The organism is Lentzea sp. HUAS12 (assembly GCF_024125735.1).
GTDB classification, from domain to species: domain Bacteria; phylum Actinomycetota; class Actinomycetes; order Mycobacteriales; family Pseudonocardiaceae; genus Lentzea; species Lentzea albida.
Genome location: NZ_CP099738.1, coordinates 175,534 through 200,796, shown reverse-complemented (window position 1 = coordinate 200,796; position 25,263 = coordinate 175,534). Strand labels below are relative to the sequence as shown.

The window sequence follows — 25,263 nt, the reverse complement described above, 5'->3', positions numbered from 1 at the left end:
GTGGATCATGCCTCACCGCTCGAACAGCCGCGCCATGATGGAGTAGTAGTGCGTAGGCGTGATGCGGGCGAGCGCGTCGAACACGTACGCGTCCGGCCCGACGAGCACGCGCGCCTTCCCGCGTTCGACACCGCGGTGGATGATCTCGGCGGCCTTGTCCGGGGTCGTCAGCGCGATCCGGTCGAAGTCCGTGGCGATCTGCTCCAGCGACCGGCCGTTCTCGTCGAGCTCGGCGTGGATGCGGCCGTTGCGGATGATGTTGGTCTTGATGCCGCCGGGGTGCACCGCGACCGCCGAGACGCCCGTGCCGCGCAACTCCTGGCGCAGCGAGTCGGTGAAACCGCGAACGGCGAACTTCGCGGCGCAGTACGCGCTCTGCTTCGGCATCCCGCAGAGCCCGAACACGCTGGACGTGTTCACCACGACGCCGTAGTTCTGCTTGACCAGCATGGGCAGGAACGCCCGCGTGCCGTTCACGACACCCCAGTAGTTGATGTCGAAGAGCCAGGAGTCGTCCTCCGCCACGGAGTTCAGCACCGTCGTGGAGGTGGCCACGCCCGCGTTGTTGAACACGGCCGCGAGCGGCAGGTCGAGCCACGCGCGCACCTCGTCCGCGAACGCCCGCACGTCCTCGGCGTCGCGCACGTCCAGCACCCGGCTGAGCACCGGGCCCTGCAACGACGCCGCGGTCTTCTCCAGCTCGATCTCGTTGACGTCGGCGATGGCCACCGGCGACCCCTGCCGGGACAACCGCTGCGCGAGACTGCGGCCGATCCCCGAGGCGGCCCCGGTGATCACCGCCGGACGTCCTGAGATCTTGCGGACCATGTCTGCTCCTGTCGTCGAGGGACGGCGGAGCCCCCAACGCTAGAGCCTGTGTCGAATCCGGACCGCGACACAGGCTCTAGCGGCGCAGCTCGGGGAACTGGTCGTCCCGCCACTCCCCCGTGCCGGCGCCGCCTTCCTCCTCGCGCGTGCGCAGGTCGACCCGGCGGATCTTGCCGGACACGGTCTTGGGCAGCTCGTAGAACTCCAGCCGCCGGATCCGCTGGAACGGCGCCAGGTTCTCCCGCGCGTGCTTCAGGATCGCCAGCGCGGTCTCACGGCTGGGCTCCCACCCGGGGCTCAGCGCCACGTACGCCTTGGGCACCGCGAGCCGCACCGGGTCGGGCGCGGGCACGACCGCGGCCTCGGTGACGGCCGGGTGCTCGATCAGCACGCTCTCCAGCTCGAACGGCGAGATCTTGTAGTCCGACGCCTTGAACACGTCGTCCGTGCGCCCGATGTAGAACAGGTAGCCGTCCTCGTCACGGCTCGCGATGTCGCCCGTGTGGTAGTAGCCGCCGGCCATCGCCTCGGCGTTGCGCTCCTCGTCGCCGTGGTAGCCGACCATCAGCGACATCGGCCGCTGCCCGAGGTCGACGCAGATCTCGCCCTCGTCGGCCCGCTCGCCGGTGATCGGGTCGACCAGCACGATCGGCACACCGCGCAACGGCCGTCCCATCGAGCCGAGCTTCACCGGCGCGCCCGGCACGTTGCCGACCGACAGCGTGGTCTCGGTCTGCCCGAACCCGTCGCGGATCGTGAGGCCCCACTGCTTCTGGACCTGCTCGACCACCTCGGGGTTGAGCGGCTCGCCCGCGGCCACGACCTCGCGCAGCCCGCCGGGACCGCCGCTGAGGTCGGCCTTGATCAGCATCCGCCACACGGTCGGCGGCGCGCAGAACGTGGTGACGCCCTTCTCGCGGATCTGGCCGAGCAACGCGGCCGCGTCGAACCGGGCGTAGTTGTAGACGAAGATCGTCGCTTCGGCGATCCACGGCGCGAAGAAGCAGCTCCAGGCGTGCTTGGCCCAGCCGGGCGAGCTGATGTTGAGGTGCACGTCGCCGGGCTTCACGCCGATCCAGTGCATGGTCGTCAGGTGGCCCACCGGGTACGAGACCTGGGTGTGCTCGACCAGCTTGGGGCGGCTGGTCGTGCCGGAGGTGAAGTACAGCAGCAGCCGGTCGTCCGGCGCGGTCCGCGGGTGCGGCAGCGGGTCGTCGGACGCCTGCGAGGTGTCCGCGTAGTCGAGCCAGCCCTCCGCGGTGCCGCCGACGCTGACGAGCACCGGTCCCTCCGCGAACTTGCCCGCGTCCTCGACCCGCGCGACGACGTGCCGCACCGAACCCCGTTCCAGCCGGTCGGCGAGGTCGGCCGGTCCCAGGGCGGTGGTCGTCGGCATGATCACCGCGCCGAGCTTCATCACCGCGAGCATCGACTCCCACAGCTCGGCCTGGTTGCCCAGCATGATCATCACGCTGTCGCCCCTGCCCACACCGTGCCCGGCGAGCCAGCGCGCCACGCGGTTCGACCGGCGGCGCAGCTCGTCGTACGAGTAGGCGCGCTCGGAGCCGTCCTCCTCGACGATGTGCAACGCCGTGGTGGAGTTGCCCTCGGCGACGACGTCGAACCAGTCGTGCGCCCAGTTGAAGCCGCTGCCGAAGCTCGGCCAGGCGAACGCGTCCGGGTCGCTGAGCATCAGGTCGCGGGCCGCGCGGTAGGTGTCGTGACTGGACATGTCGGAGAGGGTGGGAGCGCCGGCGCCGCCGGTATACCCCCGGATGGGGGTGTACCCCTTTTCGAGGGTGTGACGGTCAGCGAAACTTCTGGACGTGCTGCCAGACCGCTTCCAGACGTTGCTCCCGCAGCGCCTGGACATGCTCCGCCGTGCCACCGGGCTGCCCGTCGTGTTCGGCGGTGCGCTGACGACCGGCCGTGACCTGGTGCTCAGCAGCTTCTTCGGCACGCACGGCACGTCGTTGCACGGGCTGCGCATCGGCACCGGCCGGGGCCTCGGCGGCACGGCCATCGCGATGGGCACCGCGGTGCGCGTCAACGACTACGCCACGACCAAGGCGATCACCCACGAGTTCGACCAAATGGTGGTCGTGAACGAACGCCTGACCTCCGTGTTCGCCTACCCGGTGACGGTGCGCGGCACCGTGCACGGCGTCCTCTACGGGGCCGTGCGCGGGCAGACGACCGTCGGCGACCGGGCGATCAGGATGGCCGGCGCCATCGCGCAAGCATTCGCACAGGACCTCGACATGCCTTCGATCCACACCCAGGCCGCGCTGCGCGAACTGGCCGAGGTCACCAAGCTCGTCGGTGATCCCGTGCTGCGCGAACGACTCCGCAAGGTGCACCAGAGCCTCGGCGGCGAGCCTCCCGTCAGCGTCCCCAGCGGCCTCACCCCGCGCGAACTCGATACGCTCCGGCTGGCCGCGGTCGGGGCGTCCAACCGGGAGATCGCCGCCGAGCTCGGGTTGAGCGCCGAGACCGTCAAGGCCTACCTCCGGGGCGCGATGCGCAAGCTGGGGGTGCACAACAGAACCGCCGCGGTCCACGCGGCGAGGTCGACGGGAGCGCTCTGAATGTCGTTGATGGAGAAGGCCGTGATCGGCACCGATCGCCTGCTCTACAAGCTGACCGGCGGCAGGTTCACCCTCGTGTCGCTGTCGAAGCAGACCGGCCTGACCCTGATCACCACCGGCGCGAAGTCCGGTGAGCAGCGCGAAAACCAGGTCCAGTACGTCGCCGACGGCGACTCGATGCTGGTGGTGGGGTCCAACTGGGGCAAGCCGCACCACCCGGCGTGGACGGCGAACCTGCTGAAGAACCCCGACATCCAGGTGAACGTGCGCGGCGAGGTCCGCGACGTGCGGGGCACCCTGCTCGAGGGCGCCGAGCGGGAGGCCGCCTGGACCCGCATGGTGGCGGCCTGGCCCGCGTTCCAGGACTACGTCGAACGCTCAGGCGGCCGCGAGCTGCGGGTGTTCCGCCTGACGACGCGCTGAGTCCCACGCGAGCCACACGCATCCGACGACCATCAACACGCCGTGGGCGATCCGCACCGCGGGCGGCGTGAAGAACTGCGGCAGGAACAACGCGAACCCGGCGGCGAACACGACCGCCGCCGGGGTGCGCAGCTTCAGCGCGACCACCACCGCCGCGACGCCCATGGTGACGAGCCCGAGCGCGAAGGTCGTGACGGCGAACGGGTTGTAGCGCACGGCCTCGGCCAGGTCGAGGACGTTCGACTGCTGTGCGATGGCGTGCAGGCCGAAGTCCTCGGCGCCGTAGTACGGCAGCGTGAGGCCGGCGCCGACCCAGAACGTGATCGCGGCGCCGCGGTGGACCTCCAGCAACGCGATCGGCACGAGGATGAAGCCGATCATCGCGCACAGGTGCGAGAGGACCCACGCGGTCGACCCCATCGAGGCCGCCGCGCCCGCGGCCGTCGTCTCGTCGTGCCAGGGTCTCAGCGCCGGGTACAGCAGGAAGAGCAGGCCCGCGGCGGAAAGCGTCCACTTCACGATTGCCCCCTGAGATCGGTGAGGTACATCCGGACGAGCTGGTCGTAGGTGTCGTCGAGGCCCTCGGGCAGGCCGAAGCCGCCGCTCGACTCGATCGACGCGAAGCCGTGCGCGATCACCCGCAACCGCCGCGTGGCGTGGATGGCGTCGGAGCCCTCCAGGCCGTACTGCCGCAACGTCGCGAGGACGACCTCCATGAACTTGGTGCCCGCCGCCAGCTGCAGGTCGTTGTGCAGCGGATCCATCGGCGCGGCCGCGTAGCGGTTCGGGCGCTCCCGCACGTAGGCGCGGTACGCGTGCAGGAGCGCGCTGACGGCGTCGTCCCCCGCCCGGCCGAGGACCGCGCCGGTGAACCGGTCGGTCATCTCCTCCAGCACCCGCACACCGATGTGGGCGCGCAGTTCGCCGAGGCTCGCGACGTGCTTGTACAGCGAGGGCGTGGCGACACCGGTCCGCGCGGCGACGGCGGACAGCGTCAGGCCGTCGGCGCCCTGCTCGTCGATCAGCTCCAGCGCGGCGTCGACGACCTTGGCGGTGGTGAGACGTGGGCGAGCGGTCATAGCCTCGAAGCTAACGGCATTAGCCTCCAACGTCAAGCGCGGAGGTTTGGTGAAGATCTTGCGGATTTTCGGGCGGGTGCGGCGACCGCACCGCTATGAAGGTCAGGTCATTCGCATCGGCAAGGAGATTCCATTGCGATTAGCCAAGATCCTGGGGGCGGTCGCCGCGAGCGCGCTGTTCGCGGCGACCATCACGGCTGCACCGGCCACCGCCGGTCCGACGTTGCAGAACACGATCGACCCGAGTTCCGTCAAGGAGTCCGTCGACTACCTGGTGCAGACCTACCGGATCAGCGAACGCGAGGCGTTGCGCAGACTCGAACTCCAGAAGGACGCCACCGGGCTCGAGAAGACGCTCAGGACCGAAGCCGCCGGCGAGTACGGCGGCATGTGGCTCGACCAGCAGGCCGGTGAGCTCGTCGTCGCGATGACGAAGCCCGCCGCCGCCCAGCGGCAGATCGCCGCGATGGCCGACCGGACCCGCGTGAAGGTCCGCACGGTCAAGAACTCCCTGGCGTCGCTCGAAGCGGCGCACGACCGGATCAGCAGGCAGGTCGGCGCCGGAGCCGACTCGGTGTACCTGCCGGCCGTCAGCACCACCGAGAACCGGGTCGTCGTCTGGGAACGCGCCTGGCTCAGGGAGAACAAGCCCAACGCCGCCGCACAGGCGGAGGTCCGGACCTTCGACGCCGATCCCGGCGTGGTGTCGGCCCGCGTCCTGCCGAAGCCCGCGCCGTACTCGTCGGTCGACCCGGTCGACTGGGGCTTCTGCCACCCGTTGTACTGCACCGGCTACGGCCCCATGCGCGGCGGCCTCCGCCTGGACATGAGGCGCGACAACGGAACCACGGGCGGCTGCACCGCGGCCTTCAACCTGCGGACGACCGGCGGCGCGTTCCCCGGCGTGCCGTGGGTGCTGACGGCCGGCCACTGCATGGCGACCAAGACGAACAACGTGCCCACCGAGCACAACCGCCAGGCGATCCTGAACCAGCACGGCATCGAGAAGAACGCCTACCCGTACGACTACGCCGCCGTGCGGTACGTGGACGCGACCACCGCGAACACGTGGCTGGAGAGCCAGACCAACCGCAACATCGTGCTGAAGTACTGCCGCAACGGCGGTCTCGACAGCAACGGCGACACCCCCTGCGGCCCGCAGGCGACCTCGCAGAACCAGGAGATCACCTCCGTCACCCCGCTGTCCGGGATCCTGGCCGGTGCCGTCGTGTGCGCCAGCGGTTCGGGGTCCAGCGCGGTGAACTACCCGGACTCCTACGACAGCGGGGCCGGTGAGGGCTACCTCGTCGGCACCCGGTGCGGCCGCGTGCTGTCCACCGACGTCGGCATCAACACCGACATCTGCGCCCGCGCCGGCGACAGCGGCAGCCCGCTGTTCAGCCAGGTCACCAAGGCGGGTCTCGGCATCCTGGAGGGCAGCCAGCAGGCCCGCAGCGGTGCCTGCCAGCTGGGTGAGCTCAACAACTACGCCCCGCTCTCGACGATCCTCGAGGACCTCAGCGCCCGCCAGGCGAGCGGTGGGTCGGTCTTCTCGGTGATCACCACTCCGCAGGGCTGACGTTCACAGTCTCGGAGGGCCTGTTCACAGGCCCTCCGAAACATCTGAAGGCTTAAGCAGCCTTAAATCCGCTGGTATCGAGGAAGATCACTTGAGAGCGCTCTCATCTGACAAATTCGTGAAAACCTTTACACGTTGACCGAGGGTCACGGCGCGACAACACTTCCGAACCACTGGGCGCACAACCAACACCCGGAAAGGTCGGTTCGATGCATCGACGCATCGGGACGGCCCTTGCCGCTGCCTTGATGGTGGCCGCAGGGATCACCGTCGCCACCACCAGCCAAGCTCCCCCTGCCAACGCGGCGGTGACCTGGGCCGACGAGTTCAACGCCCCCGCCGGCACCGGTGTCGACGGCGGCAAGTGGAACATGGAAGTGGGCAACAACAACGGCAACAACAGGGAACACCAGTGGTACCAGGCGGGTACCTCCAACGCGGCGCACGACGGCCAGGGCAACCTCGTCATCACCGCCAAGAAGGAGAACCCCGGCAACTACAACTGCTGGTACGGCCGGTGTCAGTACACGTCCGCGCGCATCAACACCGCGAACAAGTTCACCCAGACCTACGGCAGGTTCGAAGCGCGCATGAAGATGCCGCGCGGCAAGGGGATCTGGCCCGCGTTCTGGATGCTCGGTGCTGACATCAACACCGGCAACCCGTGGCCGGGTTCCGGCGAGATCGACATCATGGAGTTCCTGGGACACCAGACGAACACCGTGTACGGCACGATCCACGGACCGGGCTACTCCGGTTCGGGCGGCAAGTCCCACGCCTACAACGGCCCGAACTTCTCCGACGGCTTCCACAACTTCGCAGTGGACTGGAAGCCCGGCGAGATCACGTGGTCGGTGGACGGCAACGTCTACGCCCGCAACACCCCGACCGACGTCAACGGCAACCCGTGGGTGTTCAACAAGCCCTTCTTCATCATCATCAACCTCGCGGTCGGTGGTGAGTGGCCGGGCTACCCGGACGCCAGCACGACGTTCCCGCAGCAGCTCGTGATCGACTGGGTCCGCGCCTCCTCCGCCGACACCCCGCCTCCCAGCGGCGGTGGCTCGGAGATCCGCGGCATCGGCGGCAAGTGCCTCGACGTGCCCTGGGCGAACAACGCCAACGGCACGCCCATCCAGGTCGTCGGCTGCAACGGCAACGCGGCCCAGAAGTGGAGCCGTCCCGGTGACGGCACGATCCGCGCGCTGGGCAAGTGCCTCGACGTCAACGCCGGCGGCACCGCCAACGGCACAGTGGTCCAGCTCTGGGACTGCAACGGCTCGGCTGCCCAGCAATGGGCCGTCAGCGGGGCACAGGACATCGTGAACCCGCAGGCCGACAAGTGCCTCGACACCATCGGCGGCGGTTCGGCCGACGGCACGAAGACGCACATCTGGCAGTGCCTCGGCGTGGCCAGCCAGAAGTGGCAGGTCTGAGGTCTCTCCCCGCCGGGCCGGGTTCGGCCTGACGAGGAGCAGCACGGGCGCTGGACGTGAACCCCCGCGGCGGACGGGTTCACGTCCAGCGCCTTCTGCTTTCCGGCAGGAGACCTTCCTAGGCCAGAAGCCTTGCCACGGCCCAGTCCTGCACCGCGACGCCGACCGACTTGAACACCGTCCGGCCCTCCCGCAGCGGCGGGTTCCCCAGCGCCGCACCGAGTTCGACGAGCGACTCCAGCCTCAGCACGCCGGACTGCACGGCCCGGATGATCTCCCCGGCCTCGCTCAGCGCCGCCTCGACCTGGTCCACCACCACGACCCCGGCGGTCGCCAGCAACTCCTCGGGCAGCTCCCGCATCACGGGCCGGTACGAACCGATCGCGTTGACGTGCACCCGTTCCTTGAGCGAGCCGCACCGGAACAACGGCACCGTCGACGCCGTCGCGCAGCACACGACGTCCGCGCTCTCGACGGCCTCGTCCGCGTTCGCCGCCGTGTCCATGACCGTGTCCGGCAGCTCGTCGCGCAGGCCCTCCAGCAACGCCTCGGCCTTCTTCGCGTTGCGGTTGAAGACGACGAGCTTCTTCAACGGCCGCACGGCGTGCACGGCCCACACCTGGTCCGCGGCCTGCGCTCCCGCGCCCAGCAGCGCGAGGTGCGACGCGTCCTCGTCGGCCAGCAGATCCGTTGCCACACCGACGACAGCGCCGGTCCGCAACGTCGTGAGCGGCACCGCGTCCGTGACGAACTGACCGTCCGGATGCGAGTACACGACCGTGCCCGTGATCACCGGGTCGCGCTCGACCTCGACACTGATCACCTTGACCGCGGTGGAGCTCGTCGGCCGGTGGTGCACCGCCATGACGAGCGACCGGCTGTCGCTGAACGCCTGCCGCGGCGGCAGGTCGAACTCCTCCGCCGCCAGCCCGACGAACGCTTCTCGCACGGCATCGATCGCAGCGGGCATCGTCATGGCCGGGATCGTAACGACTCAGCGCGAGCGCTTGACGGCCCCCAGGAACGACGACCAGGCGGCCGCGCCCACGGCGAGGTGGACGGCGGGCGCCTTGGTGTCCCGGATCCCGATGCCGGTGGCCACCTCCACGCACTCGCTGGCGTTCGCGCTGTAGGTGCTCTTGCGCCACTCGGCCATCAATGTCTCCTCAACCGATGATGTCTTTGATCAGACTCCTCGATTGTTCCTCGTCCAACGCCGTCCGACCGAGTGATTCGACCACCGCGTCGTAGCTCTTGACCGGTAGCGCCGCCTCGATGATGAGGCTGGCGTTCTCGCTCTCCACGAAGACGACCGGCTCGATCTTGTGGAACCGCATCAGGTTGAAGCCCCCGGCATGCCCCGCGTGGGCCCCGGCCGACGTCGGCACCACCCTGATGACGACGGACGGCCGCAGCGACATCCTCACCAGGTGCTCCAGCTGAGCGCGCATCACCTCTTCACCCCCCACTGGTGTCCTCAGGACGGACTCGTGGAAGAAGAACGTCGCCTTCACGCCGGATCGCAGCGACTCGCTGCGCGCCACCCGAGCCGCGACGCGCTCCTCCACCTCGTCCTCGGGCACGTTGGCGCTCGCCCTGATCACGGCACGCGCGTACTCGGGGATCTGCAGCGTGCCGTGCACCAGCAACGGCAACCAGCTGATCAGCGTCTTGGCGGTGGACTCGTGCTGGAGCAGGGTGCGCGGCAGGATCGGCTCGGCGGCGCCGTGCTCCTGCAACCAGCCCTTCACGTTCGTCGCGTGGAACAGCTTCATCAGGTGTTCCCGCTCGTCCGACGGCGTCCGGCACGCGCCCAGCAACAGCGCGAGGTCCAGCTCCGTCACGCCTCCCTTGCCGTTGACGGCGTCCGACAGCTTGGCCTCCTGCCAGTCGACGATCTCGGCCACGGCCCGCGACGTCATACCCGTGGCCGCGATGGCGGCACGGAGCCCGTCACCGAACTCGCGGCCTCTTGCGGTGGAGAATCTTTTCGGCATGAACGGGGACGCTAGCGCCATTCACGGGCCTTTCAGAACATTCGGCACCAACACAACCCAAAAGGGCGTTAGCTTGGACCAGCTCCAAGTTGCAGAATAATTCCGTGAAGTTCCGATGGTTGCCCCACGACGGGCTGCGACACGCTGTCCAGGACGAGCCGCTCAGGGGGCGGCTCGTCGAGACCCTGTGCGGCGATCCCTTCGAACCGCAGGAGCTTGACCTGTGGTCGAGCAAGAACGTCTGGCCGACGTGCTGGGACTGCGACGGCGTCTGGCGAAAGAGCGAGGGGATCCTGCCATGGCCGCGGAAATCCTGACGGAAGACCTTCTGCGCGTATCTCTTCAACGCCTCTCGCGTGAGGTGGTGAAGACTTATCCACAGTTCGGTGAGTTGCTCGCGCAGAATATGTTGCGCACGTGCGGGTTGATTCCCGATCTCGAGCGCGCGGAGCATTACCGCGAGCTCGGGACGTTGCTCATCGACCTCGGCCGGCTGTACCTGGCGGAGGCCGACGTGCTGTCCACGGTGGAGGCGCCGCAGGACTGAGCGGTCCCCTGGCCGTGTCCCGGAGGTCTCGTCGGGCGGCAGTAGCGGCCGAGGGCCCCGGAGGCGGCACCACCGCGGCGCGCGGATACGCCCGGTATGAGGTCATCGCGGCGGCACCGCCTCCGGGTCTCTCGCCCGCGCCTGCCACCGGACGAACGCTCGTGGTCAATACACCTAGCGCGCGGACACGGCGACCGCGCGCCCGCTCGTGTCGAACTCGTGCGCCAGCACCTCCAGCCCCGCCCCGCCGGCCGCCCACGCCGCCGTCCAGGTGAGGCACTCCGCCGCCCCGTTCCCCGCCCTCTCCACCAGGTCCACCCCGATCGGGTCGAGCCACTCCCACGACGTGCCGGCGATCCCGGCCAGGAAGGCCTCGTCCCACGAGCGCACCAGCTCGCGGACGGTCCCCTCGCGGCGTGCGCGCTCGTTGACGTCCTTGATCCACGCCTGCCGCTCCTGTTCCGAGAGCACCACCCCGGTCTCGGGCTCGCGGAACCCCGGCAGGTCGTGGGCGAGCCCGCCCGACCCGACGTACAGCACCCGGCGGTCGGCGAAGAACTCCCCGACGCGGCGTCCCAGCGACGCCGCGCGGCGGAAGGTGGCGTGGGGCGGCGAGGCGCAGTTGACGAAGACCGGCAGCACGGGCTTGGCGGAGATCGAGCCCAGCAGGTCGCGCGCGGTGTGGCCGAAGGCGTGGTCGAGCGCGGCCTCGTAGGCCGTGGCGACGTCGAACTCCGCGGCCACCAGCCCGGCGACCAGCTCGCGTCCCAGGTCCGAGGGCACGTCGTAGGAACCGACGGGCCCGGCCACGTCGCCCTGGGCGGTGGCGCTCAGGACCACGGCGAAGGTCGGGACCACCGACCGGAAGGCCCGGCGGTGGTCGGTGCCGAAGAAGACCACGAGCTCCGGGTCGAACGCGCGCACCGCCTCCCGCGCGTCCGCGATCGCCGCCCGGACGGGCCCGTCGGGAGCGCCGGGCAGGGTGATCAGGTGCGAGGCGCAGACCGTTAGGCGGTTCTTCACCGGACCAGTCTAGGTTCCGATGCGTGACGAGACGTGCACTTGCGGTGATCATCACCGCCGCCCTCCTGGCGCCCGTTTCCCCCGCTCAGGCCGACGTCACCAGACGCATCGAGACCGACCGCGCCGAGAGACCCGTCGCTCCGGGCGTCACGCTCAGCTCGTTCGACTGGTACGAGCCCGACGGGTGGGTCCGCGGGGACGCGCTGACCGTCGACCTCGCGAAGGCACGGGTCGGGTACGTCGACACCGGCACCGTCGCGCAGGCGGCACCGCTGTCGCAGCAGACGACCGGAGCCGTCGCGGCGATCAACGGCGACTTCTTCGACATCAGCAACTCCAACGCGCCCGAGGGCGTCGGGATCCAGGACGGCCACCTGAGGAAGTCCGGGAACGGACGTGCGGTGGGCATCGACGCGGCCGGCATCGGCAGCGTGATGGAGACCTTCTTCGAGGGCACGCTCAACGGCACGCACGAGCTGACGCAGCTCAACAGCGCGAAGATCGACGTGGACGGCATCGGGGTCTTCAACCCGTTGTGGGGCACGTACAGCCGAGCGCGCGCCACGCAGGGTGCGACCAACACGGCCGAGGTCATCGTCAAGGACGACGTGGTCCAGTCCGTCGGCGCCCCCAGCGCGACGCCCGTCGAGGGGTACGCGCTGGTCGGCCGCGACAAGGGCGCGGACGTGCTCAAAGCGCTCAAGCCCGGCGACAGGGCCGAGGTCGGCTACCGGAGCCGCACCAGCGACGGCAGCCGGCCGGTCACGGCCATCGGCGGACGGCAGCTCCTCGTCCGCGACGGCAGGAACGTCGCACCGGCCGACGCCCTCCACCCGCGCACGGCGGTCGGGTTCTCGCGGGACGGCAAGAAGATGTACGCGCTGACCGTCGACGGACGGCAGAGCGCCCACCTCCAGGGCCTGGACCTCACGGACCTCGCCGACGCCATGATCGAGCTCGGCGCGCACAACGCCCTCAACCTCGACGGCGGCGGCTCGTCGACGATGCTGGCCCGCGAACCCGGCACCACCGAACTGGAGCTCGTCAACACCCCGTCGGACGGCGGCGAGCGCCCGATCCCCAACGGCCTCGCGCTCTACGCGCCCACCGGTACGGGCCGCCTCACCGGTTTCGACGTGCGGACCGCGAGCACCCGCGTGTTCCCCGGCCTGACCCGGCGGATGACCGTGCGCGGCCACGACGAGACGTTCGGCCCGGCCACCGGCACCGGGCACCTCACCCGCGCGACGGGTGGCTGGGCGGTCGGTGACACCTTCCACGCGGGAGCCCGTCCCGGCCCCGCCTCGTTCACCGCCTTCCGCGGCCCCACCGCCAGGACCACGCGGCTCACCGTGCTGGGCGAGCTCGCCAGGATCGCACCGGAGAGCTCCAGGATCAGCCTCGCCGAGGACGAGCAGGGAACTCTGCGCGTCAACGGTTTCGACGCCCAGGGGTTCAGCGCGCCCGTCGAGCGCGCCGACCTCGACCTGAGCTACGACCGCGAGGTCGTCGAGGTCACCCCGGACCTGCGGATCAGGGCGGTGAAGGCCGGTGCCACGACGATCAGGGTCCGGGTCGGGGACAAGACGACCGAAACAGCCGTGACCGTCGGCACGCGCGACCAGACGCTCGCGACCTTCGACGACGCTCCACAGTGGACCTTCGGCTCCGCCCGCGCGACCGGCGGGGTCGAGCCCGCGCCGGACGGCCACACGGGCCAGGGCCTGAAGCTGAGCTACGACTTCACGCAGTCGACCGGCACACGCACCGCCTACGCCATCCCGCCGAAGCCGCTCCAGGTCGACGGGCAGCCCCTCGCGCTCGCCGCGCACGTCCTCGGCAGCGGCAAGGGCGAGTGGACCGCATTCACCGTCACCGACTCGACAGGACAGTCGCGTTCGCTCTACGGCCCCCACATCACCTGGACCGGCTGGCAGCGGATCGAGGTCGCGGTGCCGCCGGAGCTGAAGTTCCCCGTGAGCGTCACGAGGTTCTACACGATCGAGACGAAGGCGGACCGCTCCTACACGGGTGAGGTCGTCGTCGACGACATCACCGCGGAGGTGCCGCCGGAGATCGCGCTCCCACCGGTCCCCGAGCTGCGTGAGGACGTGGTCGGCCGGGCGGAGGGCTGGACGTTCGCGGTCATGTCCGACGCCCAGTTCGTGGCGAGGAACCCGGACAGCGACCTGGTCAGGTCGGCCCGCCGCACGCTCGGGGAGATCAGGGACTCCGGCGCCGAGTTCGTCGTGGTCAACGGCGACCTCGTGGACGAGGCCTCGCCGGAGGACTTCGCGCTCGCCCGCAGGGTCCTCACCGAGGAGCTCGGCGACTTCCCCTGGTACTACGTGCCGGGCAACCACGAGATCATGGGACCGGGCACGATCGACGACTTCCGCCGCGAGTTCGGCGCCACCCACCGCACGTTCGACCACCGGGGCACCAGGTTCGTGCTGCTCGACTCGTCGACCGGCACGCTCCGGGGCGGCGGCTTCGAGCAGGTGGAGATGCTGAGGAACGCGCTGCGGACGACCGAAGGCCAGGCCGTCGTGCTGATGCACCACCCTCCGCGCGATCCCACGCCCGCGCGCACGAGCCAGCTCGACGACCGGCTGGAAGCGTCCTACTTCGAGCGACTGCTGTCCGAACGCGACGCTCCCACCGCGTTCGTCGGCGGCCACGTCGGCGGGTTCTTCGCGTCCACAGTGGACGGTGTGCCGCACGTGGTCAACGGCAACTCCGGCAAGGCACCCGCCGAACCGGGCGGGTTCACCGGCTGGACGCTCCTCGGCGTCACCGGCAAGGGCGTCAAGGCCGAGATCCGTCCCCATGTGGACTCGCTCCACCTCCAGGCGCCGTCCACCCTCCGAGCCGGCTCGGCGGAAACGGTTGCGGCCACGGTGAAACAGGGTTCCCGGTCGGTTCCGGTCCGGTATCCGATGGCTGCGGTGTGGGAAGGGTCACGTGCGGTGCACGTGGGCGCGGAGGGAGGAATTCGGCCGTGGCACGTCGCCCGCCTCGAACCGGACACCGGTGTCCTGACCGGGATCAGGCCTGGTCAGGCGAAGATCTCGGTCACGGTCAACGGCGTGACGGCCGTCGCGGAGGTGCGCGTCGAGGCGGCAGAGGGCGCCTGAGCTGGTCTGAGTGAGTGCGATGTGAGGCGGTGGGGGAAGATACTCCCCATGACCTCCGCCGACAACGGTTTCGCCGACCTGGGGCTGCGCTCCGACATCCTCAACGCACTCACCACGCTGGGCTACGAGGAGCCGACGCCGATCCAGAGCGAAGCGATCCCGCCGCTGCTCGCGGGCAACGACCTGCTGGGCCAGGCGGCCACCGGCACGGGCAAGACGGCGGCGTTCGCGCTGCCGTTGCTCGAACGCATCGCCGACAAGATCGGCAAGGGCGAGAAGCCGCTGGCCCTCGTCCTCGCCCCCACCCGTGAGCTGGCGGTGCAGGTCTCCGAGGCGGTGCACCGCTACGGCCGCCACATGGGCGCCCGCGTGCTGCCCATCTACGGCGGCCAGCCGATCGGCCGCCAGCTGCGCGAGCTGTCGCGCGGCGTCGACGTGGTGGTCGCGACCCCGGGCCGCGCGATCGACCACCTCCAGCGCGGCACCCTGCAGCTGGGCGACCTGCAGGTCGTCGTGCTCGACGAGGCCGACGAGATGCTCGACATGGGCTTCGCGGAGGACATCGACGCGATCCTCACCGAGACCCCGTCCGAGCGGCAGACGGTGCTGTTCTCGGCGACGATGCCGCCGCGCATCGACCGCATGGCGAAGAGCCACCTGCGCAACCCGACGCTGATCCAGATCGAGCGCGAGAAGACCGAGCCGGGCGAGGCCCCGCGCGTGCGGCAGACCGCGTACCTCGTGCGCCGCGAGCACAAGCCCGCCGCCCTCGGCCGCGTGCTCGACGTCGAGTCGCCGACCGCCGCCGTCGTCTTCTGCCGCACCCGCGACGAGGTCGACCAGCTCACCGAGACGCTGAACGGCCGCGGCTACCGCGCCGAGTCGCTGCACGGCGGCATCAGCCAGGAGCAGCGCGACCGCGTCATGTCCCGCCTGCGCTCCGGCACCGCCGACCTGCTGGTCGCCACCGACGTCGCCGCCCGCGGCCTCGACATCGAGCAGCTCACGCACGTCGTGAACTACAACGTGCCGTCCGCCCCCGAGGCGTACACGCACCGCATCGGCCGCGTGGGCCGCGCCGGCCGCGAGGGCGTCGCGATCACGCTGGTCGAGCCGCGCGAGAACTCGATGCTCAAGACGATCGAGCGCGTCACCAAGACCAAGATCCCGATGGAGAAGGTCCCGACGGTCGCCGACCTGCGCGCCCGGCAGCTGGAGCTGACCCGCTCGTCGCTGCAGGAGTCGCTGATGGAGGACGACCTGTCGCGGTTCCGCGTGGTCGTCGAGACGCTGGCCGACGAGTTCGACGTCATGGACATCGCCCTCGCCGCCGTGAAGCTCGCGCACGAGGCCTCCGGTGCCGCCGCCGACGAGGAGGAGATCCCGGAGGTGCGCCCGCGCGAGGACCGTCCGCGCCGCGACGGTGCCCCGGCGGGCCCGCGCAGGGAGCGCCGCGGCCCGTCCGAGGGCATGACGCGCCTGTTCCTCGGTGCGGGCCGCTCGTCGGGCATCCGGCCGCAGGACATCGTCGGCGCCATCACCGGCGAGACGAACCTGAAGGGCCGCGACATCGGCGCGATCGAGATCGCCGACAGGTTCTCGCTGGTCGAGGTGCCCGGCCCGGCCGCGAACGACGTGATCGAGCAGCTGCGCGACGCCACGATCAAGGGCAAGCGCGTGACGATCCGCCGCGAGCGCCAGCCCCGCTAGGATCAACGGACCAGCCCCGGTAGCCGACGAGATCGCTACCGGGGCTGTCTCGATTCCTGGGGGGCCACATGAACATCGACTACCGCTACTTCGCCCGCGTCACGCAGACGCGCCCGTCGACGGACGACCCGGCGATCGTCTGCCGCCAGTGGACCGACCACGACGGCGTCACCCACGAGGAGTGCTACACCGCCGACCTCAGGTGGGAACGCGGCTGCACGGTGCACCACGTCCGCAGCGGCAGGCTGGACGGCGAGATCCACCCGGTCACCGAGGAGGTCGCGCGGCGGTTCGAGGAGATCCAGGCGGCACGGGTCCGCGGCTACGAGCCGGCGGACGGCCGGTACTCGTACTCCGTGGTCGTCACGAACCTCCACCCCGTGGACGGTCCCCGCGCGCTCCTCAGGACGTGGCGCAGCCCGCAGGGCTACTCGATGGAGCAGTCGTGGACGGCTACGGCCGGTTGGCTGATGAGCAACTACAAGTACGAGATCGACTTCGACCACCTCGACGGTGAACTGGTGGGCATCTCGGAGGAGGACGTCGTGCGGTACCAGGACCTCTACCGGTCCTACCTCACCGATTAGGGCGTGTGTCGAAGTCCGGTTCGATGAGAGTCGCGCTTGAGGTGGTTCCTGGTGGTGCGGCCGGAACGGCCGCGTGCCGGTGTTGTACGTGGGCGTTCCGGCCGTGCCGCCAGGGGCCGCCTCGGGCCCGGCTGTCGCGGATCGGACTTCGACACACGCCCTAAGGCTTGCGCGCCTCCACCAGGAACCGGGTCGAGGTGCTGACGAACGCGCCGTGCTCCTGGATGTGCGCGTGCAGGTCCAGGAGCCGGTCCCGATACCTCTCCACGGTGAACCCCGGCACGGTCCACAACACCTTCCGCAGGAAGTGCACCACCGCGCCGACGTCGAAGAACTCCACCCGCAGCCACACGGGCTCCAGCCGCAGCACCTCCAACCCGGCTGCCTCGGCCTCCGCACGGGCGACCTCGACGCTGCGAGCCGGACTCACCGGCTGCGGCCCCATCATGAAGTCCGTCAGCTCCCGGTTCGTCCCGGCCCCGATCTGCTGCGAGAAGTAGGTCCCGCCCGGCCTCAGCACCCGCGCGATCTCACCCCACGGCGTCACGACGGGGTGCCGCGAGATCACGAGATCGAACGACGACGAACGGAACGGCAGCGGCCCCGCGTCGGCCGCCAGCACGACGAGAGGTAGGCGCCGAGAGGCCACCAAGGCGTTCGGCGGCCACGACTCGGTGGCGGCCATCCGCGGTGGCAGGACGGGCGCGGACGCGGTGACCTCTCCCCCGCCGGTCTGCAGGTCCAGCGCCGCGGACACGACCGCGAGCCGTGCGGCGATCAGGCCGGCGTACCCCCACGGCGGGCGTTCCTCGGTGGCGCGGCCCTCGAACCAGGAGAAGTCCCAGCCCTCCAGCGGCACGGCCGCGCCCTCGGCCACCAGTTCCTCGAAAGTCCCCATGGGCCGACATGCCACCACAGGCACGCCGGACCGGCCACCGAGAATGGCGGCACCTGCCCTGGGCGCGGAGACGCCGCGTCCCTGGATCGTCTCGCGCTCGGCGGGGCAGGTGCCGCAGGTGGGTACAACGACCGGACAGCCGCCCGGTTACGCCCGAAGGCGGTACGCGCGCAGGACCGTTTGGTCTACCGAGTTGCCGGCGGCGTCACGGGCCACCACGCGGAGCGACACGTAACCGCCTGCCTTCCCGCCTGGGGGAACGACGGACTTCACCGGCACCCAATTGGCACCGTCGTCGAACGACGCGTAGGCCTCCAGCACTCGGGCGCCGCCCGACGCGGTGAACTTCACCGGCATCGCCAGCCCCGCCTTCCAGCTGTTGCGCAGGTCGACCGGCACCGAGTAGTCGACCTCGACCAGCGGCAGCCGGCCGTCGGAGGCCGCGGAGAACTCCCACGTCGTCCGCACCGAGGTCGACAACGCCAGCCCGTCCCGGGAGGCGTCCAGCAGCAACTTGTACCGGCCGTCGCGGGCGGGGGCGTGGAACGATCCCCGCCGGACGTCCGAATACCCGAGCGTGGCGTCGTCGTGCCGCAGCTCGAGCGTGCCCCAGCCGCCTTGGCGCCAGTTCTCCACCCAGCCGGAGCCGCCGAACGGCGAGATGCGGGCGTTGATGAGGTCGCCCGACCGTTCGACGCCGCCGCCGTCCGCCCACGTGACGACGGACGACCCGCCGAGCCGTGGTGAGGTGATCCCGCGAAGGTGGGTCCGCTCGTACTTCCGGCCCGCCTGGAACGTCACGGGCTCGAGGTCCGCCCACGACGTCGTGCTCGGGTCGTCGCCCGCGCCGGAGCTGCGGCCGTCGAACCCCTCCTGGTACCAGGAGATCCCCGGCGTGAAGTACTCGGTGCGCTGCGCGGGAGCGGAGAGCCGTTCGTCCAGCACCCTGCCGAGCACGCCGTTCACGACCGGTGAGTTCCGCTGCAGGACCGAACCGTCCGGACCGGACGTGTGGTAGCGCGCCTTCACCTCGGCGAGCTCCGAGTGCCGGACCTTCTTCACCCCGACCGGCAGCGCGCCCTTGTCCCGCAGGAACAACGTGTACGACACCGGCGAGCCCGCGACGGCCCGCAACGTCAGCTTCGCCGGCGTCACCGCCACGTGGTGCTCCGCCACCGCGATCACCGGGATCGCCGTCTGCTGCTCCGACCCGAACGGCACCGGTCCCGCCCACAGCACGGCGACCGCCCCGGCGTCCTGCATGGCCCTCGCGACCTCGTACGGGTTCTCACCGGCGTGGCGGACGAGAGCGAGCTTGCCGCGCACGTCGGTGCCGCGCTCGGCCACGTCGAGCTCGTGCTCACCGGGCGGCAGGAACCTGCTGCCGTCGTAGTAGCGCACCGGGAACCCGCCGACGACCGAGACCAGCGGCTGTCCGCCCTTGAGCCCGGAGTCGTAGGTCAGCTCGGGCAGCGGCGGGCCGAAGGACAGCCCGTACAACGGAACCCGGCCGTCGATCGTGCTCGCGATGCTGCTGATCCTGTCCGACTCGAACGGCACGCTCAGCCGGGCGTCGCGGTACCACACCTGTGAGTCGCGCTCGGGGAGCTCGACGCGGATCTCCTTGCCCTGCCGGGCGTCCAGGGTCAGGGACACGTCCGCGCGCACCGACACGCGGCCCGCCACCTCGGTCGCGGAGACCGGGGTGAACCAGGCGTAGTTCGGCGTCAGCTCGTCGATGCGGCCGATCACCGCGTAGTCCGCGACCGGCAACCGCGCCGCGCCCGTGCCGTTCTCGATGGTGACCACCGAGGCTTCCCGCGTGGACAGGTCGACCACGACGACGAACTCGCTCGCGACCGGCTTGCCGTCACGGCCGATCATCGACAGGTTCAGCGTGTGGTGCTCCTCCTCGACGTACGCGCCGACGGCGGTCACCACCGACACACCCGGAGCAGAGGCCTTCAGGTGCCCGAAGAACTTGCCGAGCCCCTTGGCCGGGTCCAGCACCACGTCGACGGAGGCACTGCCCCCGGCGGGCACGGTCACCGACGACGGCACCGCGAAGTCCGCGCCCAGGTCGTGCCGCAACGTCAGTGACACCGGCTCGGCGCCCGCGTTCGTGTAGGTGATCGTCTTCGTGAACGTCCTGGTGTGCGGCCATTCCAGCAGCCCGAAAGACAGGCTGCCGACGGACGCGCGCACCTGCTGCGTCACCGCGCGCTCGACGTCGAGCAGTCCGGTGCCGACGTTCGAGGGCTTGTCCGCGACCGGCTTCACCGTCGCCATCAGGTGGGCCTTCAGCTCGGCGGCCTTCCAGGACGGGTTGCGCTGCGCGAGCACCGCGGCGGCGCCGGCCACGTGCGGCGCGGCCATCGAGGTGCCCGTCAGCCGTGCGTGCAGGTCGTCGACCGCGAAGTCCCACAACGTGTTCTCGGCGCGTGCGGCCACGATGTCCGTGCCCGGCGCCGCGATGTCCGGCTTCACCGCGTGGTCGCCCACCCGCGGACCGCGCGACGACCACTCCTCCAGCACGCCCTGCTTGGTCAGGTTCGCCACGGCCAGCGCGGCGTCCGCCGACGCCGGACCGGAGACCTGCCGCCGGGTGCCGGCGTTGCCCGCCGCCACCACGAACAGCGCGCCGGTCTCGGCGGTGAGCTCGTTGACCTTCAACGACAACGGGTCGGTGCCGTCGGACTGGTCACCGCCCAGCGAGAGGTTGACGACCTTGGCCTTCACCTCGCGCGCCGCCCACTCCATGCCGGCGATCACCGCGCTGTCGAGGCACCACTCGGCCTCGCAGACCCGGCCCACCGCCAGCGACGCGCCCTTCGCGACGCCGACGTGCCGGCTGCCGCGCCCCGCGACCGTGGCCGCGACGTGCGTGCCGTGCCCGATGTCGTCCTGGATCCCGGACGGCGTGAAGTCCTTGGCGACGGACACGACGCCCGCGAGTTCGGGGTGGTTCCGGTCGTACCCGGTGTCCAGCACGGCCACGGTGACGCCGGTGCCGTCGAACCCGGCCTGCCACGCGCCGGGCGCGCCGACCATCGGCACGCTCTCGGTCAGCGAGATCTTCGACTTGCCGTCCAGCCACAGCTTCCCGGCACGCGACGCGCTGGTGCGCCGGGCCGTCCACTGCTGCGCGGCATCCTTCTTCTCCACCGCGGCAGCCGCGCGGAAGCCGTTGGTCAGCAACGGGATCCGGTCGGTCCTCTCGTCGGTGTAGCCGTACGAGTGCAGCGAGGTGACGTCGAAGAAGCGCTGGTCGACGCTGTTCTGCGCCACCGCGTCGACCGCGTCCGCCGGCACCACGTACTGGTGGTCGTCGCGCACGTACTGCGCGAACGACATGCCGGGCCGCCCCTCGACGCGGACGAGACCGCCGCGTTCGTCGACCACGACCTTGTCACCGCTGATCAACGTGATGGTCGAGGTCTTCTGCGTTCTCACCGGTTCCGCCTGCGCCGTCGCCGCCGGACTCAGCAGTCCGGCGGCGAGAGCGGTGATCACCAAACATCGTGCTAAGCGCACGTGTCCTCCCCTAGGTGTGAACCTCTCCAACGGGGAAGACTCGAAACAGCGCGTAAAGGTTGCGTCACGCCCCGCGGTAGGTGCCGAAGCTCCAGCGGTTGCCCTCGGGGTCGGCCATGGTGAAGCCGCGCGAGCCGTAGTCCTCGTCGCGCAGCCCGCGGACCTCGGTGGCGCCCCGTGCGAGCGCCTGCGCGTGCAGCTCGTCGGGCCGGTCGGTCACCACGTAGACGGACCCGGCGCCGGCCTTGGTCGCCTCGACCTCGCCGACCGACCGCACGGCGGAGCCCAGCATGACGCCGCCGCCCTCGGGCCAGACCATCTCGCAGTGCACGACCTCGCCGTCGGCCTCACCCGGAACGACGAGGTGCTCGGAGAAACCGAACGCCTCCACCAGGAAGCGGATCGCGGCGGGAGCGTCCCGATAGGACAAACAGGGCCAGCAGGTGGGTGCAGGTGTGCTCATGGCGCCAACTCTGCGCCCGCACCGCCCTCACCGCCTTGTACGAATGGAAGCTCGGCCGCGATCCACTCGCTCGGGGTCGCCCCGACGAGCGCGCGCCAGTCCCGGTTGAAGTGCGCCTGGTCGGTGTACCCGCAGGCGGCGGCGACCTCGGTGAACGTCGGCCGCCGCTCACCGCGCAGCATCCGGTTCGCCCGCTCGAACCTCATCACCCGCGCCACGACCTTGGGCGTGAGCCCGTACTCCGCCGCGAACCGCGCGCTGAGGTGCTGGCGGCTCCACCCGACCTCGGCGGCGATGTCGGCCACCGCCACCCCCGCCGCGAGCCGCTGCCACGCCCACGCCACCTCGACCTGCTGCCGCACCGGCCGCACGAGCCGCCCGAGCACCAGGTCCAGCAACGCGAAGCGGTCCGTCCACGTCGCCGCGTGCCGCAACCGCTCGCGCAACTCCGCGGCCGGGGCGTCGAGCGAGTCGAGCCCGACCGTCACCCCGGAGAGCTCACCGGCCGGCAGGCCGAAGAACGCCCGCATCCCCAGCGGCGTGAGGTCGCACTGGACGCCGTGCTGGAACCCGTCGTGGGTGATGATCACGGCCTCGTCGTGCAGGCCGCCGCACAGCGTGGCGAATCGGCCATCCGCCAGGTCGACCGTGCCGTCCAGCGTGACCACGAGCGTGAGGGAGCGCGACGGCAGGCCGCGGTGGATGCCGGGCTCGGTGCGCATCCGATACCCGGAGTACCGCGTGACGAACGGCCGCAGCCGCGGGTGCGGCGAACCGACGACGTGCTCGACGTCCACACCCCCGATGCTAAAACAGTTCGCCGAGAACCAGCAGCCCCGCGCCCACCGGCACCAGGTCGGGCCCGTACGAGGTGACGCTCACGTCCACATCGGGCATCGCCCGCAGGTACAGCTCCGGCGACCGCAGCACCTTCCGTCCGCTCAGGACGATCTGGTCGAGGTCCAGCAGCTGCACCAGGTTCGTGACCGCGGCGGCGAGGACCCGTGCCGCCTCGTCGTCCTTGGCGGCCGCGTGCACCGCCTCGACGCACCCGCGCCGTCCGCACACGCACAACGGCCCGTCGAGCTGGATCGTCGTGTGCCCGAACTCGCCCGCCCCCGACCGCGCGCCCCGGTGCACCTCCCCGCCGAGCAGCAACCCGACACCCAGGCCGGTGCCGACGAACACGAGCGCCGCATCCCGCATCGGCCGCCGCCACGCCTCGGCGAGCACGGCCGCGTTGGTGTCCTTGTCGACGACTACCGGCAGGCCCAGCCGTTCCTGCGCCAGCGCCTTCAACGGGATCGAGGACCAGCCCGGCAGGCCGTTCGGCGACACCACGCCTTCGCCGTGCTCCAGCGGACCGGCGATGCCGATGCCGAGCCCGAGCACCTTCTCGTCGACCGAGATCAACGGCTCCAGAGCGTCCAGCACGTCGGCGGGAGTGAACATCGGGGCCAGCGGCGCGACCGCCGACGACACCACCTCGCCGGTGAGGTCGAGCTTCACCACGCGCAGCTCGTCGCGGTCGACGTAGGCGCCGTACGCGTGGGCCCCGTCCGCGGCGAGCCGCAACGACATCCGCGGCTTGCCCCGGCCGCCGTCGCGCACGGCGCCGGTCTCCTCCAGCAGGCCCGCCGAGATGAGCCTCGCCACGATCTTCGAGACCGCCTGCGGGGTCAGTCCGGCCTCCGCGGCGATGGAAGCCCTGCTCACGGCCCCTGAGCGGACGAGCCGGAGCACTGTCCTGTCGTTGTGCGAGCGCAGTGAGGTGAGGTCCACGGTCGCAATTATTCAACAGCGTTGCTTTAATCGGAAGCATGACTCGAGTCGGACTTCTGGGCTACGGCATAGCGGGGCGGGTCTTCCACGGCCCGCTGATCTCCTCCACCGAGGGCATGGACCTCGTCGCGATCGTCACCTCGGACCCGCGGCGGCAGGCGCAGGCCCGTGCCGCGCACCCGGACGCGAAGATCGTGACGGCGGACGAGCTGTTCGAGCTGGACCTCGACCTGGTCGTCGTGGCGACGCCGAACAGGACCCACGTCGAGTACGCGAAGCGCGCCATCGCCCAGGGTGTCGCGGTCGTCGTCGACAAGCCGTTCGCGCCGACGTCCGCGGAGGCCGCCGAACTCCTGGCCGCGGCACGGGCCGCGGGGGTGCCGCTCACCGTCTTCCAGAACCGCCGGTGGGACAGCGACTTCCTCACCGTGCGCAAGGTCCTGGGCGAGCTCGGCGAGGTGCGGCGGTTCGAGTCCCGCTTCGAGCGCTGGATCCCGGAGGTCTGGGACAACTGGCGCGAGTTCGGCGCCCCCGAGGAGGCGGGCGGCCTGCTCTACGACCTCGGCGCGCACCTCGTCGACCAGGCGCTGCAGCTGTTCGGGCCGGTCAGGAGCGTCTACACCGAACTCGACCTGCGCCGCCCCGGTGTGCAGGTCGACGACGACGTGTTCGTCGCGCTGACGCACGAGAACGGTGTCCGCTCCCACCTGTGGGCCAACGCGCACGCGGCACACCACGGGCCGCGGTTCCGCCTGCTCGGCAGCGAGGGCGCGTTCGAGATCAGCGGCCTCGACGAGCAGGAGGACGCGCTCGCGGCCGGGCGCCGCCCGACCGACTCCGGCTGGGGTCACGAGGACCGCACCGGCACGCTCGGCGTTCTCGACCGGGCCACCGAGGTCGCCGTGGAACCCGGTGCCTACCAGCACTTCTACTCCGAACTGCAGGCCGGCCGGATCCCCGTGGACCCGGCCGGAGCCGTGGCCGCCCTGCGGGTGATCGAGGCCGCTTTCATGTCCGCACGCGAGAACCGGGTGGTGCAGCTGTGAACTCCGAGGAACTCCTCGCCCAGGAACGCCGGCTCCAGTTCAGCCGGTTCGGCAACGACGTCGCGATCGAGCTCGGCCTGCACCTGCTCGACGCCGCCCGCGAACAGGGCCTGCCGATCGCGATCTCGGTGCGGCGGGGCGGTCACCGGCTCTTCCACGCCGCGCTGCCCGGCACGTCGCCGAACAACGACAGGTGGCTCGAGCGCAAGGCCCGCGTGGTCGAGCTGTTCGGGCACAGCTCGTTCTACGTCGGCACGGAGTTCCGGGAGAAGGGCACGACGTTCGAGGCGGAGTCGCGCCTCGACCCCGACCTGTACGCCGCACACGGCGGTGTGTTCCCCGTCGTCGTCCGCGGCACCGGCCCGGTCGGCACGGTCGGGGTGTCCGGTCTCCCCCAGGCGGAGGACCACGCGTTCGTCGTCGACCAGTTGGAATCATTCCTGAACTCGCGCGACGCGCAATGACACCAATAGTCGTTGCGGCAATTTGATGCCCACCACTTCGAGTGGATTTCGGTCCGCTCGAAGTGGCATCTCATAACATCACCACCAACCCTGACAATGTGCACGAAAGAGTGATCCTACTGAGCCAAACGAGTGCCCGATT

At 70.5% G+C, this 25,263-nt stretch carries 24 protein-coding genes; 11 read left to right on the top strand and 13 right to left on the bottom strand.

Annotated features, from left to right (window positions below; translation table 11 throughout):
- Nucleotides 1–12 precede the first annotated feature (12 nt).
- Nucleotides 13–828: an SDR family oxidoreductase gene (locus ND450_RS00970; RefSeq protein WP_253324264.1), complete on the bottom strand. Its 816-nt coding sequence runs from the start codon at nt 826–828 to the stop codon at nt 13–15.
- A 76-nt stretch (nt 829–904) separates the two neighbouring features.
- A complete protein-coding gene (locus tag ND450_RS00965) occupies nt 905–2,560 on the bottom strand; it encodes an AMP-binding protein (protein WP_253324263.1) in 1,656 nt (551 codons plus the stop codon).
- A gap of 94 nt (nt 2,561–2,654) precedes the next feature.
- Between ND450_RS00965 and ND450_RS00960 the strand changes: the two genes are divergently transcribed.
- Together ND450_RS00960 and ND450_RS00955 are read left to right on the top strand one after the other, a co-directional pair.
- Entirely contained in the window at nt 2,655–3,416 is a 762-nt protein-coding gene (locus ND450_RS00960) for a LuxR C-terminal-related transcriptional regulator (protein WP_089916430.1), read from the top strand.
- Nucleotides 3,417–3,839 (top strand): nitroreductase family deazaflavin-dependent oxidoreductase, encoded by a 423-nt coding sequence (locus ND450_RS00955; RefSeq protein WP_253324262.1) that lies wholly within the window; start codon nt 3,417–3,419, stop codon nt 3,837–3,839. It begins immediately after the preceding gene.
- Here ND450_RS00955 and ND450_RS00950 read toward each other — a convergent pair.
- Complete coding sequence (locus tag ND450_RS00950; protein ID WP_253324261.1) at nt 3,795–4,358, bottom strand: hypothetical protein; 564 nt, start codon at nt 4,356–4,358, stop codon at nt 3,795–3,797. The two genes, ND450_RS00955 and ND450_RS00950, sit on opposite strands and share 45 nt — an antisense overlap.
- Nucleotides 4,355–4,918, bottom strand: coding sequence for a TetR/AcrR family transcriptional regulator (locus ND450_RS00945; protein ID WP_253324260.1), 564 nt, complete (start codon nt 4,916–4,918; stop codon nt 4,355–4,357). Before ND450_RS00945 ends, ND450_RS00950 begins: the two co-directional genes overlap by 4 nt.
- Before the next feature lie 133 nt (nt 4,919–5,051).
- Between ND450_RS00945 and ND450_RS00940 the strand changes: the two genes are divergently transcribed.
- Entirely contained in the window at nt 5,052–6,497 is a 1,446-nt protein-coding gene (locus ND450_RS00940) for a trypsin-like serine protease (protein ID WP_253324259.1), read from the top strand.
- A 209-nt stretch (nt 6,498–6,706) separates the two neighbouring features.
- Nucleotides 6,707–7,933: a family 16 glycosylhydrolase gene (locus ND450_RS00935; RefSeq protein ID WP_371927618.1), complete on the top strand. Its 1,227-nt coding sequence runs from the start codon at nt 6,707–6,709 to the stop codon at nt 7,931–7,933.
- A 118-nt stretch (nt 7,934–8,051) separates the two neighbouring features.
- Here ND450_RS00935 and ND450_RS00930 read toward each other — a convergent pair whose 3' ends face one another.
- Genes ND450_RS00930 through ND450_RS00920 form a run of 3 tightly spaced genes read right to left on the bottom strand, consistent with a single transcriptional unit; the run spans nt 8,052 to nt 9,930 of the window.
- Nucleotides 8,052–8,909: an ornithine cyclodeaminase family protein gene (locus ND450_RS00930; protein ID WP_253324258.1), complete on the bottom strand. Its 858-nt coding sequence runs from the start codon at nt 8,907–8,909 to the stop codon at nt 8,052–8,054.
- Nucleotides 8,910–8,927: 18 nt separating this feature from the next.
- On the bottom strand, nt 8,928–9,089 hold the full coding sequence (locus ND450_RS00925) for a DUF397 domain-containing protein (RefSeq protein ID WP_253324257.1): 162 nt from the start codon (nt 9,087–9,089) through the stop codon (nt 8,928–8,930).
- A 10-nt stretch (nt 9,090–9,099) separates the two neighbouring features.
- Nucleotides 9,100–9,930 carry a helix-turn-helix transcriptional regulator gene (locus ND450_RS00920; RefSeq protein WP_253324256.1) on the bottom strand — a complete coding sequence of 277 codons (831 nt, stop codon included), beginning with the start codon at nt 9,928–9,930 and terminating at the stop codon, nt 9,100–9,102.
- Nucleotides 9,931–10,034: 104 nt separating this feature from the next.
- Between ND450_RS00920 and ND450_RS00915 the strand changes: the two genes are divergently transcribed.
- Nucleotides 10,035–10,247, top strand: a complete 213-nt coding sequence (locus ND450_RS00915; RefSeq protein ID WP_253324255.1) for a zinc finger protein — start codon at nt 10,035–10,037, stop codon at nt 10,245–10,247.
- On the top strand, nt 10,154–10,477 hold the full coding sequence (locus ND450_RS00910) for a hypothetical protein (protein WP_253328168.1): 324 nt from the start codon (nt 10,154–10,156) through the stop codon (nt 10,475–10,477). The genes ND450_RS00915 and ND450_RS00910 overlap by 94 nt, the downstream gene beginning before the upstream one ends.
- A 174-nt stretch (nt 10,478–10,651) precedes the next feature.
- Here ND450_RS00910 and ND450_RS00905 read toward each other — a convergent pair whose 3' ends face one another.
- On the bottom strand, nt 10,652–11,500 hold the full coding sequence (locus ND450_RS00905) for a hypothetical protein (protein ID WP_253324254.1): 849 nt from the start codon (nt 11,498–11,500) through the stop codon (nt 10,652–10,654).
- 23 nt (nt 11,501–11,523) lie between these two features.
- On the opposite strand from ND450_RS00905, the gene ND450_RS00900 reads away from it, so the two are divergent.
- From ND450_RS00900 to ND450_RS00890, 3 genes are all read left to right on the top strand, one after another.
- On the top strand, nt 11,524–14,637 hold the full coding sequence (locus ND450_RS00900; RefSeq protein ID WP_253324253.1) for a phosphodiester glycosidase family protein: 3,114 nt from the start codon (nt 11,524–11,526) through the stop codon (nt 14,635–14,637).
- A 48-nt stretch (nt 14,638–14,685) separates the two neighbouring features.
- On the top strand, nt 14,686–16,347 hold the full coding sequence (locus tag ND450_RS00895; protein ID WP_089916461.1) for a DEAD/DEAH box helicase: 1,662 nt from the start codon (nt 14,686–14,688) through the stop codon (nt 16,345–16,347).
- 68 nt (nt 16,348–16,415) lie between these two features.
- Entirely contained in the window at nt 16,416–16,934 is a 519-nt protein-coding gene (locus tag ND450_RS00890; RefSeq protein ID WP_253324252.1) for a hypothetical protein, read from the top strand.
- A 160-nt stretch (nt 16,935–17,094) separates the two neighbouring features.
- On the opposite strand, the gene ND450_RS00885 is transcribed toward ND450_RS00890, so the two are convergent.
- From ND450_RS00885 to ND450_RS00865, 5 genes are all read right to left on the bottom strand, one after another.
- Complete coding sequence (locus ND450_RS00885) at nt 17,095–17,832, bottom strand: class I SAM-dependent methyltransferase (RefSeq protein ID WP_253324251.1); 738 nt, start codon at nt 17,830–17,832, stop codon at nt 17,095–17,097.
- Nucleotides 17,833–17,979: 147 nt separating this feature from the next.
- Entirely contained in the window at nt 17,980–21,345 is a 3,366-nt protein-coding gene (locus ND450_RS00880; protein WP_253324250.1) for a S8 family serine peptidase, read from the bottom strand.
- Between the two features lie 85 nt (nt 21,346–21,430).
- The gene (locus ND450_RS00875) at nt 21,431–21,829 is read right to left on the bottom strand and encodes a VOC family protein (protein WP_253324249.1); all 399 of its coding nucleotides are present in this window, start codon (nt 21,827–21,829) and stop codon (nt 21,431–21,433) included.
- Entirely contained in the window at nt 21,826–22,626 is an 801-nt protein-coding gene (locus ND450_RS00870) for an AraC family transcriptional regulator (RefSeq protein ID WP_253324248.1), read from the bottom strand. Before ND450_RS00870 ends, ND450_RS00875 begins: the two co-directional genes overlap by 4 nt.
- Nucleotides 22,627–22,636: 10 nt before the next feature.
- Complete coding sequence (locus ND450_RS00865; protein WP_253324247.1) at nt 22,637–23,611, bottom strand: ROK family transcriptional regulator; 975 nt, start codon at nt 23,609–23,611, stop codon at nt 22,637–22,639.
- A 38-nt stretch (nt 23,612–23,649) separates the two neighbouring features.
- Between ND450_RS00865 and ND450_RS00860 the strand changes: the two genes are divergently transcribed.
- On the top strand, nt 23,650–24,657 hold the full coding sequence (locus ND450_RS00860; protein ID WP_253324246.1) for a Gfo/Idh/MocA family oxidoreductase: 1,008 nt from the start codon (nt 23,650–23,652) through the stop codon (nt 24,655–24,657).
- The gene (locus ND450_RS00855) at nt 24,654–25,121 is read left to right on the top strand and encodes a heme-degrading domain-containing protein (RefSeq protein WP_253324245.1); all 468 of its coding nucleotides are present in this window, start codon (nt 24,654–24,656) and stop codon (nt 25,119–25,121) included. Before ND450_RS00860 ends, ND450_RS00855 begins: the two co-directional genes overlap by 4 nt.
- Nucleotides 25,122–25,263: the final 142 nt, after the last annotated feature.

Coding starts and splice junctions, on each gene's coding strand:
- ND450_RS00970 (WP_253324264.1), bottom strand. CDS start 828: ATGGTCCGCAAGATCTCAGGACGTCCGGCGGTGATCACCGGGGCCGCC.
- ND450_RS00965 (WP_253324263.1), bottom strand. CDS start 2,560: ATGTCCAGTCACGACACCTACCGCGCGGCCCGCGACCTGATGCTCAGC.
- ND450_RS00955 (WP_253324262.1), top strand. CDS start 3,417: ATGTCGTTGATGGAGAAGGCCGTGATCGGCACCGATCGCCTGCTCTAC.
- ND450_RS00945 (WP_253324260.1), bottom strand. CDS start 4,918: ATGACCGCTCGCCCACGTCTCACCACCGCCAAGGTCGTCGACGCCGCG.
- ND450_RS00935 (WP_371927618.1), top strand. CDS start 6,707: ATGCATCGACGCATCGGGACGGCCCTTGCCGCTGCCTTGATGGTGGCC.
- ND450_RS00930 (WP_253324258.1), bottom strand. CDS start 8,909: ATGACGATGCCCGCTGCGATCGATGCCGTGCGAGAAGCGTTCGTCGGG.
- ND450_RS00925 (WP_253324257.1), bottom strand. CDS start 9,089: ATGGCCGAGTGGCGCAAGAGCACCTACAGCGCGAACGCCAGCGAGTGC.
- ND450_RS00920 (WP_253324256.1), bottom strand. CDS start 9,930: ATGCCGAAAAGATTCTCCACCGCAAGAGGCCGCGAGTTCGGTGACGGG.
- ND450_RS00895 (WP_089916461.1), top strand. CDS start 14,686: ATGACCTCCGCCGACAACGGTTTCGCCGACCTGGGGCTGCGCTCCGAC.
- ND450_RS00890 (WP_253324252.1), top strand. CDS start 16,416: ATGAACATCGACTACCGCTACTTCGCCCGCGTCACGCAGACGCGCCCG.
- ND450_RS00885 (WP_253324251.1), bottom strand. CDS start 17,832: ATGGGGACTTTCGAGGAACTGGTGGCCGAGGGCGCGGCCGTGCCGCTG.
- ND450_RS00875 (WP_253324249.1), bottom strand. CDS start 21,829: ATGAGCACACCTGCACCCACCTGCTGGCCCTGTTTGTCCTATCGGGAC.
- ND450_RS00860 (WP_253324246.1), top strand. CDS start 23,650: ATGACTCGAGTCGGACTTCTGGGCTACGGCATAGCGGGGCGGGTCTTC.